12 protein-coding genes are annotated in these 16267 nt (G+C 57.5%); 5 read left to right on the top strand and 7 right to left on the bottom strand.

The features are described 5' to 3' along the window. Window positions 1-11 precede the first annotated feature (11 nt). Complete coding sequence (locus tag Q4481_RS03250) at window positions 12-320, bottom strand: monooxygenase (RefSeq protein WP_304374849.1); 309 nt, start codon at window positions 318-320, stop codon at window positions 12-14. A gap of 109 nt (window positions 321-429) precedes the next feature. Between Q4481_RS03250 and Q4481_RS03245 the strand changes: the two genes are divergently transcribed. Together Q4481_RS03245 and Q4481_RS03240 are read left to right on the top strand one after the other, a co-directional pair. Beyond that, window positions 430-1350, top strand: coding sequence for a LysR family transcriptional regulator (locus Q4481_RS03245; protein ID WP_304374848.1), 921 nt, complete (start codon window positions 430-432; stop codon window positions 1348-1350). A 261-nt stretch (window positions 1351-1611) separates the two neighbouring features. After that, window positions 1612-4053 carry a S8 family serine peptidase gene (locus Q4481_RS03240; RefSeq protein WP_304374847.1) on the top strand — a complete coding sequence of 814 codons (2442 nt, stop codon included), beginning with the start codon at window positions 1612-1614 and terminating at the stop codon, window positions 4051-4053. An 86-nt stretch (window positions 4054-4139) separates the two neighbouring features. On the opposite strand, the gene Q4481_RS03235 is transcribed toward Q4481_RS03240, so the two are convergent. The 5 genes from Q4481_RS03235 to Q4481_RS03215 form a co-directional block, all read right to left on the bottom strand. Then, window positions 4140-5450, bottom strand: coding sequence for a TRAP transporter large permease (locus Q4481_RS03235; protein WP_304374846.1), 1311 nt, complete (start codon window positions 5448-5450; stop codon window positions 4140-4142). After that, window positions 5450-5983, bottom strand: coding sequence for a TRAP transporter small permease (locus Q4481_RS03230; RefSeq protein ID WP_304374845.1), 534 nt, complete (start codon window positions 5981-5983; stop codon window positions 5450-5452). The genes Q4481_RS03235 and Q4481_RS03230 overlap by 1 nt, the downstream gene beginning before the upstream one ends. 27 nt (window positions 5984-6010) lie before the next feature. Beyond that, the gene (locus tag Q4481_RS03225) at window positions 6011-7042 is read right to left on the bottom strand and encodes a TRAP transporter substrate-binding protein (RefSeq protein ID WP_304374844.1); all 1032 of its coding nucleotides are present in this window, start codon (window positions 7040-7042) and stop codon (window positions 6011-6013) included. Window positions 7043-7436: 394 nt separating this feature from the next. Beyond that, entirely contained in the window at window positions 7437-8162 is a 726-nt protein-coding gene (locus tag Q4481_RS03220; protein WP_304374843.1) for a hypothetical protein, read from the bottom strand. A 144-nt stretch (window positions 8163-8306) separates the two neighbouring features. After that, window positions 8307-9314: an asparaginase gene (locus Q4481_RS03215; RefSeq protein WP_304374842.1), complete on the bottom strand. Its 1008-nt coding sequence runs from the start codon at window positions 9312-9314 to the stop codon at window positions 8307-8309. Window positions 9315-9400: 86 nt separating this feature from the next. Here Q4481_RS03215 and Q4481_RS03210 point away from each other — a divergent pair, with 86 nt between their 5' ends. From Q4481_RS03210 to Q4481_RS03200, 3 genes are all read left to right on the top strand, one after another. Next, on the top strand, window positions 9401-10138 hold the full coding sequence (locus Q4481_RS03210) for a DUF3750 domain-containing protein (protein WP_304374841.1): 738 nt from the start codon (window positions 9401-9403) through the stop codon (window positions 10136-10138). Window positions 10139-10235: 97 nt separating this feature from the next. Further along, a complete protein-coding gene (locus Q4481_RS03205) occupies window positions 10236-11372 on the top strand; it encodes a P-loop NTPase family protein (RefSeq protein WP_304374840.1) in 1137 nt (378 codons plus the stop codon). Further along, window positions 11369-14665: a tetratricopeptide repeat protein gene (locus Q4481_RS03200; RefSeq protein ID WP_304374839.1), complete on the top strand. Its 3297-nt coding sequence runs from the start codon at window positions 11369-11371 to the stop codon at window positions 14663-14665. Before Q4481_RS03205 ends, Q4481_RS03200 begins: the two co-directional genes overlap by 4 nt. 159 nt (window positions 14666-14824) lie before the next feature. Here Q4481_RS03200 and Q4481_RS03195 read toward each other — a convergent pair whose 3' ends face one another. Beyond that, window positions 14825-16051, bottom strand: coding sequence for a calcium-binding protein (locus Q4481_RS03195; RefSeq protein ID WP_304374838.1), 1227 nt, complete (start codon window positions 16049-16051; stop codon window positions 14825-14827). Between the last annotated feature and the right edge of the window lie 216 nt (window positions 16052-16267).

Below are 16267 nucleotides of genomic sequence, written 5' to 3'. Positions count from 1 at the left end.
GTCTTTCTCCGTCAGACGAAGCTCGCCTTGGTGATCGCAGAGAGGGGCACATTGACATCGAAGGTCTTGGCTTCAATGCCGGTGATGCCGAAGCCGGCAAGCCGGGCAGTGTGCTTGGCCAGATAGCGGGCGGCATTGTCGCGATCCGCGAACAGATAGATGCCGCCAGCCCGGCCGGTTTCGGCATTCTCGGTCCAGATCTTCCAGAGGAAGCCGGCCTCCGTGGCGATATCGTGCGCGAGCCCATCCATGGCTGTGGTCATTTCGGCGCCCATCGGGCCAGCATAGGGGAAATCGATCTGCAATAGCGTATTGGACATTCAAGGCTCCATCCGTTGTTGATGCCTGGATTGTAATTGTTGATCAAAGAGACGATAATACCTCCTCCATCAAAGATTGTTTTTACTCCAGGTAAACAATGGATCGCCCATGGACCGGTTCGCCAGCATGCAAGCCTATGTGAAGGTGGTGGAACTCGGCAGCTTTTCAGCCGCTGCCCGCCAGTTGCGCCTGTCGCCCGCCATGGTGACGCGGCATGTCTCGCAACTCGAGGACAAGGTAGGCGCACGGCTTCTGAACCGCACCACCCGGCATCTGTCGACCACCGCCGCCGGCCAGAGTTATTTTGAACGGTGCCTGTCGATCCTTGCCGCAATCGACGATGCCGAAGCCGAGGCCGGCAAGGTGACACAGAGTGCGCGGGGAACGCTGCGGATCACAGCTCCAGCCGAATTCGGGGACACGCATCTGTCGCGGCTGATTTCGCGCTTCCTCGACCTGCATCCGGATGTCGATATGTTTCTTGAGTTCTCCAATCGGCAGGTGGACCTGGTGCAGGACGGCTTCGACCTTGCGCTTCGGGTGGCGCGCACACTCGATGGAAGCCTGATCGGGCGTCGGCTGGCCCGCTCGCATTTCCGGGTCGTTGCCGGTCCCGACTATATCGAACGTCATGGCGAACCCGAAACGCCTGAGGATCTCACCCGCCATGTCTTCCTCGCCTTCAGCGTGCCCTCGCCGTGGGTGAATCTCGCCTTCGAGTGCGATGGCAATCGCGTGGAGATCCGCCTGCAACCGCGCATTCTGTCCACAAGTGCCGAAACTCTCAACCGTCTGGCGCTCAATGGCAGCGGCATAGCCGTGCTGCCGACCTTCGTCTGCGGCGGCGACATTGCGGCCGGACGGTTGGTGACCCTGTTGCCGAACCACGACGCAGGCGCCCTGAACCTGCATGTGCTTTACCCGCACAAACGCTTCCTGCCGGCACGAACGCGGCTGTTCGTCGACTACCTTGTCGAAACACTGGGCTCGGACCCCGACCGCGACCCCTGGTGCAAGAGCGGCGGCTGACGAACCCTGTTAATCGCCGCCAGCCATGCCGGCGTCCGTTGATGCCGGCCACGCCATCCGAAGTTATGCATGCGATCAACACAATCTAAAGTATTTCCCACGCGCAATTTAAAATCAAGGATTTTATCCATCGCAGCATCAATTTAAACTTCTTATTATGGCGCCTTTTCACAATTGTTTTGACTCGCCTTCAATATAGATCTGTGTTCTACATATATTCCCATTGTAGAAGTTCGGTACTTTCCAAGAAGGAGACCGAAAATGGCGCTACCATCTGATCCGCTTCTCAGCCAGCAATGGCACCTCGGGAATTCCGTGGCCGGGCTTCTTGATCTCAATGTGCGCAAGGTCTGGAACCCCGGTGAAGGTCCTGGCTATACCGGCGCAGGTATTCGAGTCTTCGTGATTGACGACGGGTTCGACTATCTCCATTCCGATCTGTCTCCGAACTATCGTACAGATCTCGACTTCGACTACGCCGATGCCACAACAGACCCATTCGGGCTCTCGACAGACGCTCATGGCACCGCTGTCACCGGGATCATCGGCGCTGCCGCCAATGGCACGGGTGCCGTGGGCGTCGCCTACGGCGCGACCCTCGTCGGCTATCGTGTCGACGGCTTCATCACCAACACCTGGCTTGATCATATCGGAGACGCCATCACAAGTGCTGCGGCCTCTGCGGCAGGCGGCGATGTGATCAACATCAGCCAGGGGATCGCCAACGACCTCAGCAGCGAATTCCGCAACGGTTACAATGCTGCCATGTTCACAGATATCGAAACGGCGATCGGATCGGCCGTCGATGGCGGGCGTGGCGGTCTCGGCACGGTCATCGTCAAATCGGCCGGCAATTCGCGCGGCGCCTCCATTGGCGCCACCGACGATTATGACGTCAATGCCGATGACTGGACCAACGACACCCGCCAGGTGGTGGTGGCCGCCGTCGATCAGGATGGATTTGTCTCCTCCTATTCGAGTTATGGCGCTGCCGTACTCGTTTCCGGTTTCGGAACCCCGGGCGAAGTGGTAACAACCGACCGGCGCGGCTCCGCCGGCTATACCAACGGCAACTTCACAACGACGTTCAACGGCACGTCCTCCGCGGCGCCGATGGTCTCGGGCGTTGTCGCGCTGATGCTGGATGCCAATGACGATCTCGGCTGGCGCGATGTGCAGAACATTCTGGCGAGTTCCGCCCGCCATGTCGGCAGCACGATCGGCTCGGTCCACTCCGGTTCCGAATTTTTCGATTGGGGCTGGAACAGCGCAAGTACTTGGAACGGCGGTGGCATGCACTTTTCCAACGACTATGGCTATGGCCTGGTCGATGCCCTGGCAGCCGTACGTATGTCTGAAACCTGGTTGTATGGAACGAACGATGCGCAGAAGAGCGCCAACCAAGTCGCGACCTTCATGGACTTGGTCAATTCGTCCCAGTTGATCCCAGATGGCAACAGCGTCGGATCCACTTTTTCCGGTACGACCAGCTTCAATGATATCGTCGAACGCGTGACGGTGACCATGACCTTCAGCACGACATTCCTTGCCGATATGGAGGTCTATCTGACTTCACCTGATGGAACGACGAGCCAGTTGATCGCCGACCAGGCGAGCGGCGGCGATTTCAATGGCACCTGGACCTTCGAAAGCCAGGCTTTCCGCGGCGAACGCTCCTTTGGCAACTGGTCCGTCAAAGTGGTGGATGATACGGGCGGCGATACGCTCACTATCACCGATCTCGTCATCAGGACCTGGGGCGACGACGCGACGGATGACCGCTATATCTATACCGACAACTATTCCGACTATGACGGTGTGAGCGGCCATGTTCGCAATGTCGTCGACAGCAATGGCGGTTCGTCGGATGTGGTCAATGCATCGGCGGTAACGACGGCCAGCGTCATTCGACTCAACGGCAATGCCGGGCGCATCGACGGCGTTTCGACCATCTTCACCAATATCGAAAATGCCGTCGGTGGTGATGGCAAGGACACTATTGTCGGCAGTGCCGGTGTCAACAAGCTCTTCGGCATGCGCGGCGCCGATGAGATTACGGGCGGCGGCGGCAATGACGAAATTCAGGGCGGCATCGGCTTTGACACGATCCGCGGTGGCGTGGGAGCCGACAAGATCAACGGCGGTGGTGGCACCGATACGGCGACCTATGCGGATGCCGGCGCCATGGTTGTCGTCCATCTCGATAACACCGGCTCCAACCAGGGCGAATCGACCGGCGATACTTTCAACCTGATCGAGAACCTGACCGGTTCAGCCTTTGGCGACAAGCTGTTCGGCGATACGAATGATAACCGTATCTCCGGCGGCAATGGCAACGACCTGATTGTTGGAGGAGATGGCGTCGACACTCTGCTCGGCGGTGCCAACACGGATACGTTCCAGTTCGGCAGTCACGAAACCGGCAAGACCAAGGCCAGCGCCGACATCATCATGGACTTTTCGCGCAGCCAGTCCGACAAGATCGACCTTCATCTGATCGATGCCAAACAGGGTGCGAGCGGCAACAATGCCTTCACCTTCATTGGCGACCGGAATTTCCACAATGTCGCCGGCGAACTGAGGACGGACCGGTCCGGTGGCGACACTTTCATCTATGGCGACATGAATGGCGACGGCAATGCCGACATGATCATCCGGCTCGACGATTCCATCGTGCTGCGCGGCGGCGACTTCATTCTCTGACGTCAATCGCGCCCGGACGGTTCATCCGGGCGCGACAGGGTTTATCATGATACGAAGGCCGGAGGTCCGACGACCTCCGGCCTTTCTCAAATCAGGAAGACACTGATGATCGGGAAGGCTGTGAGAATGACGATGCGCAACAGATCGGCACCGACGAACCAGATGATCGCCTTGTAGGTCTCGCGGATCGGCACCTCTTTGGCCATGGCCGCGATGATGAAGAGATTGAGCCCCACAGGTGGTGTTATCATGCCGATTTCAGCCACCATCAGCACCAGAATGCCGAACCAGATGGCGAACTGTTCCGGCGACAGCCCATAATCCATCGCAGTCACGATCGGGAAAAAGATCGGCACCGTCAGCACGATCATCGAGAGCGAGTCCATCACGCAGCCGAAGATGATGTAGAGCACCAGGATGATGATCATCACCGTCATCGGGGTAAAGCCCTGTGCCGTCACCCATTCCGCGCCCACCTGCGGCAGCCGCGAGAAGGCGAGGAAGGAATTGAATACCGAGGCACCGAGCACGATGAAGAAGATCATGCCGGATGAGACCGCCGTCTCGCGCAGGCATTGGAAAAGAGCACCCTGCCCAAGCCCGCCGCGCCACCAGGCAATGAGACCGGTACCGACCGCACCGACGGCTGCCGCCTGGGTGGGCGTGAACCAGCCGAGATAGATACCGCCGACGACAAGGAAGAAGATTAGCAGAACCGGCCAGACAGCGATCAGCGCCGGAATGCGGTTCGCCCACGGAAGCCGGGCAACGGTGCCGGCGCTTTCGGGCTTCAGCCGGACATAGATGGCGATGACTGTGAGATAGGAAAGCGCCGCGATGATGCCGGGCACGAAGGCTGCCAGAAACAGCTTGGCAATGTTCTGTTCGGTCAGAATGGCATAAAGCACCAGCACGACCGATGGCGGAATGAGGATGCCGAGCGTGCCGCCAGCCGCAAGCGTGGCCGTGGCGAGGCCACCGGCATAGCCGTTGCGGCGCAATTCCGGCAATGCCACCTGAGCCATGGTTGCCGCGGTTGCCAGCGACGAACCGCAGATCGAGCCGAAACCCGCACAGGCGCCGACCGCCGCCATGGCGACGCCGCCCTTGCGATGACCGAGGAAGGCGGCCGCTGCGTTGAACAGCGCCTGGCTAAGACCGCCACGGGCGGCGAACTGCCCCATCAGCAGGAAGAGCGGAATGATCGACAGCGAATAATTGGCATTGGTGTTCCAGGCCACCGCCTTCAGCTGGTTGAGGATGACGATCCATTTGCCGGTGACCAGCCAGGTGCCGATGATGCCGGTTCCCAACATGGCGGCCGCGATCGGTACGCGCAGAAAGACCAGCAGGATCAGGACGGGGAAGGACCAGAGCCCGATTTCGACGTTGCTCATCAGTGGACTCCCAGCGGAATTTCGATCTGCGCACCACGGCGGATGTCGCGAATGTCGGAGAAGATGCACCAGACACCGACGATGACCGCCACGACCAACAGCACCATCGAGGCGGCATAGCCCCACCAGAGCGGCACGAAGAGGATCGGGGTGAACTCGCCATTGTGGAACTTGTCGACCGTGCCGAGCCAGTGCCGCCAGGCGATGAGGGCCAGAAGCACGGTGATGATGATATCGCCGATCAGCTGGGTCCAGCGGATGGCGCCGGAGCCAAGGGCGTTGATCAGAAGATCAACGCCGACATGGCCTTTCTTGAGCTGGCAGAAGGGCAGGAAGGCGAAAACGGCGAGACCACAAAGAATCTCGACCAGTTCGATTTCCCCCGGCAGCGGTTTATAAACCTGCGCGCCGACGATCGAGATGCCCGTGAGAATGGAGGCGGCGACCAGGCAAAGGCCGCCGAAAATCGCCACCCCTTCCGCGAGGGCATGAACAAACCGTCCGGCTGCTCCGGATGTGTTCTTGTCTTGCATGTTCGTCTCCGGAGCCTGCTGGTCGGATCAGTTCTGCTTGTCGATCAGGCCAACGGCGTCGTTATAGAGCGTCGTGCCGTCCAGACCCTTGCCGTTCATCTCTTCGATCCAGGCATTGGTCACGCCCTGAGCAAGCTGCTTCCACTTTTCGGTTTCAGCCTCATCGAGCTTGATGATGGTGTTGCCGGCTTCCTCGGCGATCTTGCGGCCGCGCGCGTCGCCTGCATCCATGGCCTTGCCGAAGGTGCGGGCCAGTTCGATACCGGAATTGTTGTCGATGACCTTCTTCAGATCGTCCGGCAGCGCCTCGTAGGCATCCTTGTTCATAGCAAACAGGAAGGTGGCGGTGTAGAGACCGCGGTCACCGGCAAACTCGGTATGGTTGGGCGCAAGTTCCGCGATCTTGATCGAGGGCGTGACTTCCCAGGGAACCACGGTGCCTTCGATGACGCTCTTGGAGATGGATTCCGGAACCGCCGTCACCGGCATGCCGACCGGCGAGGCGCCCATGGCTTCCAGCATCGCGTTGACCACCTTCGAGGTACCACGCAGCTTCATGCCGGCCATATCCTCGACACTCTTGATCTGCTTGCTCGGAATGGTGTGCAGGAGACCCGGACCATGGGTGTGCACGGCCAGCACGTGATAATCGGCGAATTCGTCCTTCAGGTTCTTCTCGTAATATTCATAGAAGGCAACCGAGGTCTTTTCGGCATTGGTCATGATGAAGGGAAGCTCGAAGGCTTCGGTCTTCGGGAAGCGGCCCGGCGTATAACCGATGACGGTCCAGATAACGTCCACGACACCATCGCGGGCCTGGTCGACGAGGTCGGCCGGCTTGCCGCCCAGCTGCATCGCAGGATAGAGCTCGACTTCGATACGACCACCGGACTCTGCCTTCACCTTCTCGGCCCAGGGGGCGAGCACTTTCGACGGGATCGTTGCCTGCGGCGGCAGCATCTGATGCAGTTTCAGCGTCACATCGGCTGCAAAGGCTGCCGTACCCGCCATAAGAATGGATGCGGCGGACAGACCCGCCAGAAGAACTTTTCTCAACATTATTTCTCTCCCAGTTGGGTTCGGCAGCCAGTCCGCAGCGACACCTCCTTCGCTTGCGGAGCCGAACGGTGCCATCATTTCAAAAACCGACAAAAAGTTCAAACAAAATCGTTCAGTTGTATTACTATTATAATTGCGAACAATATGACACGAACATGAAGGGGCGTGCAGTCAGCCTCAACGCGCTGCATTCAAGTCGATCGCGCGACAAAATAGCCGGCGAGATGTTGCGAGTTTAACCCTGCCGTGACATGCGACCGGCAACAGCTCGACCGATCGCAGCTCAAATAACAATCCCTGATTGCATTAATCTGAATCGATCAGCAATCCTTCCCCGCCGACAAAGTGCCACCAGAGTGAAGGTTCGTCAAACCCTTCGGAATCGGAGGATGTTTCAGGCCGGCATGGGTGCCGACAATCCGCCAGGGGTGCGACGCATGGCCAGAAGATAGGTGAGCGCACTGATGAATATGCCAAGGGCGACGACCAGCGGCATCGGCCCGAACGCGCCCATCCCAAGCAGGAAGCGGGTCTGCTGCTGGAAGACCTCGAAGGATGCGGCGATGGTTTCGGACCGCGTCACCCGCCGCACCAGTTCGAGCGCCTCGGCGGAATTGGCAAGCGACAGCGTGAAGGAATAAGAAGCGGTGAAGCCCGCGACATAATAGATGACGCGCAATCCGCCCTCGGGAGTGCGGGGATAGAGTTCGAGCGGAAAGGAGAGGAATGCGATCAGAGCTGCGAGGAACAGCACCTCGACCGGCATATCCGAGAGAATAGTGACCATATCGATGCGGGCAAACCAGAGCGAGCCGAAATTGAAGAAGAATTCGGCCGAAGCCCCGAACCAGATGAAGAGGGCAAGCCCCCAGATCGGGCTGATGCGCAGATACCAGATGCGCAAGACCGCAGCTGTGAGTACGACGATGCCCATCGCGAGCAGGCCATAGGGCCTGAGGAGGCCGTTGAGCTTGGCATCGAGGGCGCCGCAGGAGCCGGCGACCGAAGCGCAGTTCGACAGCCGCATCACGACCCATTCCAGATAGTAGAAATAGATCGCGAAGAAGAGATAGCCGATTGCGGCCATCATGTTCCACCAGAGATATCGGCCTGCGTACATCGTCTCCTCCGGCAAAGGCTGCATCAGGAAGAGACGATAGAATAGCGATTCCACCCGCCTTGTGCGGAAAGTCTTGCATCTGGGTTTCCGGCTTCTGACAAAGGCGACCGATCGAAAGCGCCTGCGTATCAAACCGGAACAGGATCAGGCAAAGAGCGCATCCGTGACACGAACATCGCCAACGGCAATACCATTCCAGTTGCGCATCGTGTGATTGGCGATCCCCATCAGCTGATCGGCGATCTCCGGCTCGTCCCGGAACCGGCGGGCCAAAAGACCAGCCACCATGCTTTCGGCAGCGCGGGTGGTGCCATCCTCGCATTTGAGGGCGATGGCAATCCCCTGTTCCGGAATGGCGGCGCAGAAGACACCTTCGGCGCCGGTCTTGGCGAAGATGCGACCGGGGGCAACCTTCATCAGCCGCGTGCAGGCGCGTCTGGTTCCGGCAACATAGAAGGGTTCGGCCATGCAAGCCTCGATGATGCGGCGCGCCGCCCTGCCCCGCTCGGTGCCGAGGCCGATGCCGGTCGCCATCTTTGCAAAGCCGGAAGCCAGCGTCCGCAGCGGCACCGCATAGGTGGGAATGGAGCAGCCATCGGTGCCGCAATTGTCATGACCGAGCGGTGAACCGGTCAGATCGGCCATCACATCACGGATCTCGGCCTGCAGCGGATGATCATAGGTGACATAACCTTTCGGGTCCTGCCCGACATGGCAGGCCGCGCAGACGAAGCCGGCATGCTTGCCCGAGCAATTGTTGTGCAGCGCCGTGGGATGATCGAGGCTGCGAGCCTGCCTGATCAGCACCGGCTGTTCGAACGACCAGTGGGCACCGCATTCAAGCACACTCTCATCGCGACCGGCCGCCTTCAGCATCGCGGTAGCAACCGCCACATGTTCCGGCTCGCCCGAATGCGACGAGGCCGACAGTGCCAGTTCGCGATTGCCGAAACCAAAGGCATCCGCCGCACCGCTTTCGACCAGCGGCAGCGCCTGCATGGCCTTGCATGCCGAACGCGGAAAGACCGGCAGATCGATATCGCCGAGCGAGGTAACGAGTGTGCCATCGCCATCCACGATCGCCACCATGCCGCGATGGCGGCTTTCGACGAGGTTGCCGCGTGTGACCTCGACCAGTACCGGATTTGCCATGATCTCTCCCTCAAACCGCCCGAATGGCCGGTGAAAACTGCTTCTGCCTCCGGGGATGACAAAAATCAGGGGAGAAATCAATCGACATGCGGCTCTTCAAGCGTCTCACCCTTCTGATCGGGCTCGTCTATCTGGTCCCGAGCCTGGCGGCTGCGGCCTACTGGGCCAGCCAAACGCATCCCGCCAACTGGCGCGCCGCCGACTGGAGTTCGGCCAGGCTGCTGCCGGACCCGGCGAAGGACAAAAGGGCGCGCATCTCTATTCTCGCGGCCCGCACCGGCGGCTTCAAGGGAGCCTTTGCCGTCCATAGCTGGATCGTGATCAAGGATGCCGGTGCCAGCAACTATGACCGTTTCGACGTGGTGGGCTGGGGCAAACCGGTGCGCCAGAACGGATACGAGCCCGATGGGCGCTGGTATTCCAACCGGCCCGAAATCATCTGGCAGGCGGAGGGGGACAAGGCTGCAGCCCTCATCCCCGACATTCGCAAGGCAATTGCCGAATATCGCTACAATCAGAAAGGCAGCTACACGCTCTGGCCGGGGCCGAATTCGAACACGTTCGTCGCGACCATCATGCGGGCGGTGCCGGAGATCGATGCCGTGCTGCCACCCAATGCCGTGGGCCGCGATTTTCTCGGCCCGAGCGACTTCGCCTTCTATGACCGGAGCGGCAATCTCAACCTGACCCTCTATGGATTGGTTGGCCTGTCGGCCGGCTCCAAGAGCGGCTTCGAGGTGCATCTGCTTGGGCTGGTGGCGGGCTTCGACATCTCCCGCCCCGCCCTCAAGATCCCGGCCGTTGGACGGCTGGCGCTGATGTGAGCAATAGGGGTCGCCTGATAAATGGCGGCGAGACAGGATGTTGACATTTATTCTATTTTGAATATATTCATTTTTGAATAATTTCATGGAGCGATAAATGCATAACCGCACGACTGAGCGCAACCTACTCAAGCGCAAGCTGGAAGCCGGGTTAAGCATTCACATGCCAGCACCCAGGCGCATTGGCAAAACATGGCTTATAAATCGGCTTGCCCAGGACCTTCGCGATGACGGATGGCATGCTGTCGAAGTCGATGTGGAAGGAATTCGGACGCCGAGCGAATTTGCCCGAGAATTGTGCTCGCGAATTGAAGGGCTAAATACCGCAAAGGAGCGCTTCTTTGCACATGCGCGTCAACGAATTGGTGCGGTTTTGGCCGGCCAGTGGGGCGACAAGCCGATGGAAGCCCTTGGCAAAGTGGACCCAATCGAGTTTTCAGCCATACTGATAGCATCGCTGAATGATACGCATCCAAAGACGGCGATTATTGTTGATGAAGTAGCCTATTTTTTCCTGGCTCTCGCAGAAAAAGACCCACGCGATGCGAACGCATTTGCCTACAAGCTGCGCGCCATGCAGCAGCAGTACAAAAATGTCCGATGGCTCATTACGGGTTCCATCGGCCTTGACACAATTGCCAGACGTTACGGCTTGGAAGGCGCCTTCGTGGATTTCGAAACTTTTGTTCTCGAACCCTTCAAGCCGGATGAGGCGCGCTCATTCATTCGTGACGCCAAGATTCAGCAGCAGATTACTCACCTGTTCGATGCGCGCGACGAGGATTTCGACTATATGTTCTCGGAGTTGGGGTGGCTTGCTCCTTACTACCTGAAAATGGTCGCCAACGAGGTTCGACCATCCGACACGATTCCGGACCATGCTCTTCCATTGGCAACCATGCGCGACATAGACGCCGCCTTCGCCAAACTGCTTCAACCTAACAGGCGCTCCGAGTTTGCCGTTTGGCGCGAGCATGTCGATAAAAACTTGCCAGCAATCGACAGAGATATCGCAAAACAAATCCTTGGCCTTTTGTCGCGGACTGTAGAAGGTGAGCGCCGGGACACCATAAATGCCCATCTGTCTCAAACGCAGGGGCACCTCAGCTCACGACAGACAATGGACATATTATCAATGCTTTGCAATGATGGCCTGATCATGAAGAATGGTGAGCGCTACGTTTTTCGTTCCGGTCTGGTCCGTAAATACTGGCTTGAGTATGAAGCAGAATGACAAAACCACCCGCGACGGCTCTCTACAATCACTCCAGCCTCAATGACGCTGATTTCGTGGCGAATTTTACGGCGCGCCGGGATATGCTGGATGCGCTCATTCGAAGACTGAAAGTGGCAGATGAAAGTGGTTTGGGGCACCATAACATTCTGATCGGCCCGCGAGGCATGGGCAAGACAACGCTTTTGCGGCGACTTGCCATCGCGATCACGGAAACGCCGGACCTGTCATCGCGCTACATTCCCTTGGGATTCCGCGAGGAGCAATACAACGTCCTTACCCTCGATGATTTTTGGCGCAACTGTGGGGAAGCTCTGGCTGAATGGGGCGAGGCGAATGCAAAAAACGATCTCGCAGACCGCTTAGACCGAGAGCTGGCAAATGAAACGTGGGCCAACGGGCTACGCGCTGGTGAACAGTTCAGAAAGGAAATGCAGCAGCTGAATCGGCGGGCCGTGTTGTTGGTCGACAATCTCGATCTCATCCTCAATGCCTTACCAAGTGAGGACAAATGGGCACTCCGGCGGTTTCTGCAAGCCAACAATGGCCCCATAATCATCGGAGCTGCTGCGCATTATTTAGAGGACAACGCGGACAGAGACGCGGCATTTTACGAGTTTTTTCAACCTCATCATCTTGAACCCCTGAATGAACATGAAACTGAGTACTGCATGCGCTCGCTTGCGGCGCGACGCGGCCCACATGGTCTTCACGTTTTGGAAGTGCTCGATACCCAACCGGAGCGACTGAAGACGCTTCATGTTTTGACGGGGGGGAATCCCCGTATTCTCACGCTGATTTACCGTCTCCTGGAGGTTAATGAGACCGAGGCGGCCATGGCTGATCTTGAAGTTCTGCTTGACCAGGTGACCCCCTATTACAAATCGCGCGTGGAAGAGTATCAAACGCCGCAACAGCGCGCTGTTATTGATGCGATTGCGCTTCATTGGGATCCTGTCACCACCGGCGAACTCTCCAAAAAGACACGGATCGCATCCACAACATTATCGCCGCTGCTCGCAAGATTGCGCAAGGATGGCTTTATCGAACAGACGCAAACATCCGGCTCCTATGCGGGGCACCAGATTGTCGAGCGTTTTTTGAATATCTGGTACCTGATGCGGCATGGTACCAGACGGACGAAACAGAAAATGCGCTGGCTGGTCAGCTTTCTGACCAATTTCTACTCGTCGAGTGATCTCAACAAATTAGCCAACCGTACAGTTTCTTCAGGTTACACGGAAAGATTATCACCGGATTTCGAATTTGCCCTGAATGAAGCGATTCGTAGTTGCGCGCTGCCGATACACGAGGATGAACAACATGCAAGAACATCTCCGCGCCTAGGGCTTGGGCCTGATGGGGTGGAAACTACCGATACGGCTCGAACCATTGACGACGAGGACTTTTCTGACGCTGTTAACTTGATCCAGCGAGGCATTGCGTTTGGCCAGAACGGCGACATAGTGTCGGCAATCGCTGCCTTTGATGAAGTTGGTGCCCACTATGGCAATGACGAACGGATCGAGCTACAAATACAGGCTGCGTTTGCGCTGCTCATCAAGGGCGTTTCCCTTCGCCTGAATGGGAACACAGTGGCTGCGATCACTGCATATGACGAATTCATCGCGCGCTATGGTGTAGACCAGCGTTCTGAATTTCAAAAACTGGTTGCCAAGGCGCTGCGAAACAAGGGTGTTGCCCTTGGCCTCATTGGCGATACGACGGCCGAAATTGCGACTTATGACGAGCTTATCGCTCGCTATGGCAAGGACGAACGGCCCGAATTGTGGGAAGACGTCGCAAAGGCACTGCGAAACAAGGGCATTGCACTTTCCCAGAAAGGCGAAAAGACAGCAGCGATTGCTGCCTATGACGAGCTCATCGAACGCTATCGCGAAGACGAACGAGCCGAATTGCAGGAACAGGTTGCCAAAGCGCTGCTTAGCAAGGGCGTTGCTCTTCGCCAAAACGGCCAAATGGCAGGCGCGATTGCCACCTATGACGAGCTCATCGCCCGCTATGTTAATGAAGAACGATCAGAGTTGCGGGAGCAGGTCGCCAAGGCGCTGACCAACAAGGGAATTGCCTATGGCCAGAACGGCGAAACGGTGAACGAGATAGGTATCTATGACGAGCTCATCAGCCGCTATGGTGAGGACGAACAGCCTAAATTGCGTGAACTGGTGGCCAAGGCGCTGCGAAACAAGGGAGATGCGCTTAGCCGAATTGGAGATACGACGGCCGAAGTCGCGGCTTACGACGAGCTTGTCGCTCGCTATGGCAAGGATGATCAACCGGAAGTGCGCGTACAAGTTGCCGAAGCGCTATTCAACAAAGGCTATGCTCTTCGCCAGAATGGCGACTTGGCAGGCGCGATAGCCACTTGTGACGAGCTTATCGCCAACTATCATGACGACGAACGACCTGAGTTGCGGGAACTGGTTGCCAAGGCGCTGGCCTACAAGGGAGTCGCCTATGGCCAGAACGGCGAAACGGTTGCCGAGATTGCCGCCTATGACGAGCTCATTGCTCGTTATTGTGATGACGACCGACCAGAATTGCGGGAACTGGTTGCAGGAGTTCTATTCAACAAGGCTTTTGTCCTTGGCTTTAACGGCGACACAACAGGCGCAATTGCGGCCTATGAGCGAGCGCTCGATCGGATTTCAGGAGAAAAAGGGCTAGATACGGAACTTGTTCAATCAATCCAGGTCCGTCTTGCCAATTTGTTGCTGGATCTCGGCCAAGATATCGCGCGCGCTGAGGCTCTTTACAAGGCGGCCTCGACACGAATCCCCCTTCTCGCGAATGCCAATCTCGCTTGGCTTTATATTCTAAACAACCGTCTGTCTGAAGCCAGCGCCATCCGCGAAAACCTGCGGGAATTGCCTTCCGGGGGGGCTGGTCTGCTGGATGCGGGCCTGGAACTGGCGCAAGAGAATTTCGGGTCTGCGACAACGCACCTTGCGGCGGTCCTCGAGAAAGATCTTGTCCAGGAAGGATGGGATTTCGCAGATGACTTTGAGCGTTTGCTGAAGCTCGCGGAACGCAAAGGATTTGGTGAGCGTTTGCTCATCTGGATGGAAGAAACCGGCTTTGCGGACCGGGTCGCGCCTATCTATGCCGCATTTTCCGCATACATAAGAGGCGAACAGTATTTGCTCGACTCCAATCCCGAAGTTCGCCGCCCGGCACAAACAATTTATGATCGTTTGACTTTGTCTCGCCGACACGAAAATGCGGCCCCGAAGAAGCGAAATGCCTCGCGCGGTCGTCCGCGAAAGAGGTAATCGGAACGCTCGTGCAACAACCGAACGGATTTGATCGGACACGTCGGCCTCAATTCAAACATATCCGGCAAAAGTCGCAGCAAAAGGCGAAAGCCGGAGCATTGCTGCCCAGGCTTTCAGGATTCGTCTTGCCTGTCACGGCCCGTCGGCCATGGTCTGTCAGAACTGGAAGTCCGCCGCGGTGATATCGGCGAGATCCATATTCTTGAGGCGGATCGTGTCGCCGTCCAGAAGCGAGATCACGACGGTTTCGTCATTGACCTGCTTGATGTGACCATCGAGATCGTCAAACCCCTCGATGCCTTTGTAGTTGGCGAGATTGAGCCGATCGATGCCATCCTGGAAATCGTTCACCACATCGTGGCCCGAATGCGCCTTGAAAAAGAAGATATCGACGGTATCCAAAACGCCGCCGCCCGGACCGCCGGTCAGACGATCATTACCGGCCCCACCTGTAATATAATCGAGGCCGACACCGCCGACGATTCTATTGTCACCCCGGTTGCCGTTGAGAACATCCGAAACAATCGTTCCAGTGAGATTGATGTCGGCCTTGCCGGTGAGCGTTGTCTGTTCGATACCCGTGGCGACCGTGTAGCTTGCGGATGTATAGACCCGGTCGATGCCGGACTGGTCGGCTTCCTCGGTGATCACAAAGGCACTGCTGTCAATACGGTATGTATCGCTGCCTTCTCCGCCGATGATCTCGCCCTTTACCGTGCCGCCCTTCGACGTGAAGGTGTCGTTGCCGCCTTGCAAAAAGATATCACCGACGATGCGGCCGGAATTGGTGATATGCTCATTTCCGCCGTCGCCAGAAACGCCAAAAGTTGCAAAGCCGGGATGAACGGCCTTGATGACACCACTGTTGTTCAGGCTGTTCTCGTCGCCTGAGGATGTATTGAAGAATACGCCCTTATAGGTGGTGTTGATCGTGCCGCTGTTGACGACGCTGTTATCGTCGCCGGTGACGCTCACTCCGTAATAGGCAGAAAGCGAACCGCTGTTTTCGATCGTGCCGTCCGAGCCTTCAAAGTAGATCGCCTTGCTCTCGTTGGCGGTTGCGGAAATTGTGCCGGCGTTGGCAATGCTGCCATGCTTGGAATAGACGGTAACGCCCGCGTTGAGCGCGCTGATATAGGCATTGGCTCCGACCCGGACATCGAGATTTTCCGGCTGGGAAAAATAGCTACCGGCGACAATGCCGATATTGGAACCCGAAATGCTGCCGTTGAGCAGGAACGTGCGGTTGGCGGCGGCATCGTGTGCATCGATGGCAGAATCTGCCATGACCGACAGCGACGTGCCGGCCTTCAGGATGTAGGTCGTATCTGCCTTGTCAGCGATGAAGACGGCTTCGCCGCCCGGAATGAATGTCTTTGCCATTGTGGAAATCCCTCGGTTTGTTGGGACCACATTTAAGGCCTATTGTTTCAGTCCTTCTTCTTGCAGACGGCAATCTTGTTTCAATTGTTTCAGGAACGGCTTCGGCACGACTTGCCGCTGCTCGCTTCGAAACAAGGATCGAAGGTTGAGCCATGCGCTGGTCTGGCAGGCGCAATCGATTCCTATCATCGACGCTAGGTATAAGCCCTCTTCGCA

The organism is Fluviirhizobium alvei (assembly GCF_030551875.1).
Lineage (GTDB): Bacteria > Pseudomonadota > Alphaproteobacteria > Rhizobiales > Rhizobiaceae > Rhizobium_E > Rhizobium_E alvei.
Note: the sequence above shows the minus strand (reverse complement) of the source record. Positions and strands in the feature narration are given on the sequence as shown.

Coding starts and splice junctions, on each gene's coding strand:
- Q4481_RS03205 (WP_304374840.1), top strand. CDS start 10,236: ATGCATAACCGCACGACTGAGCGCAACCTACTCAAGCGCAAGCTGGAA.
- Q4481_RS03245 (WP_304374848.1), top strand. CDS start 430: ATGGACCGGTTCGCCAGCATGCAAGCCTATGTGAAGGTGGTGGAACTC.
- Q4481_RS03215 (WP_304374842.1), bottom strand. CDS start 9,314: ATGGCAAATCCGGTACTGGTCGAGGTCACACGCGGCAACCTCGTCGAA.
- Q4481_RS03235 (WP_304374846.1), bottom strand. CDS start 5,450: ATGAGCAACGTCGAAATCGGGCTCTGGTCCTTCCCCGTCCTGATCCTG.
- Q4481_RS03210 (WP_304374841.1), top strand. CDS start 9,401: ATGCGGCTCTTCAAGCGTCTCACCCTTCTGATCGGGCTCGTCTATCTG.
- Q4481_RS03250 (WP_304374849.1), bottom strand. CDS start 320: ATGTCCAATACGCTATTGCAGATCGATTTCCCCTATGCTGGCCCGATG.
- Q4481_RS03220 (WP_304374843.1), bottom strand. CDS start 8,162: ATGTACGCAGGCCGATATCTCTGGTGGAACATGATGGCCGCAATCGGC.
- Q4481_RS03230 (WP_304374845.1), bottom strand. CDS start 5,983: ATGCAAGACAAGAACACATCCGGAGCAGCCGGACGGTTTGTTCATGCC.
- Q4481_RS03240 (WP_304374847.1), top strand. CDS start 1,612: ATGGCGCTACCATCTGATCCGCTTCTCAGCCAGCAATGGCACCTCGGG.
- Q4481_RS03225 (WP_304374844.1), bottom strand. CDS start 7,042: ATGTTGAGAAAAGTTCTTCTGGCGGGTCTGTCCGCCGCATCCATTCTT.
- Q4481_RS03200 (WP_304374839.1), top strand. CDS start 11,369: ATGACAAAACCACCCGCGACGGCTCTCTACAATCACTCCAGCCTCAAT.
- Q4481_RS03195 (WP_304374838.1), bottom strand. CDS start 16,051: ATGGCAAAGACATTCATTCCGGGCGGCGAAGCCGTCTTCATCGCTGAC.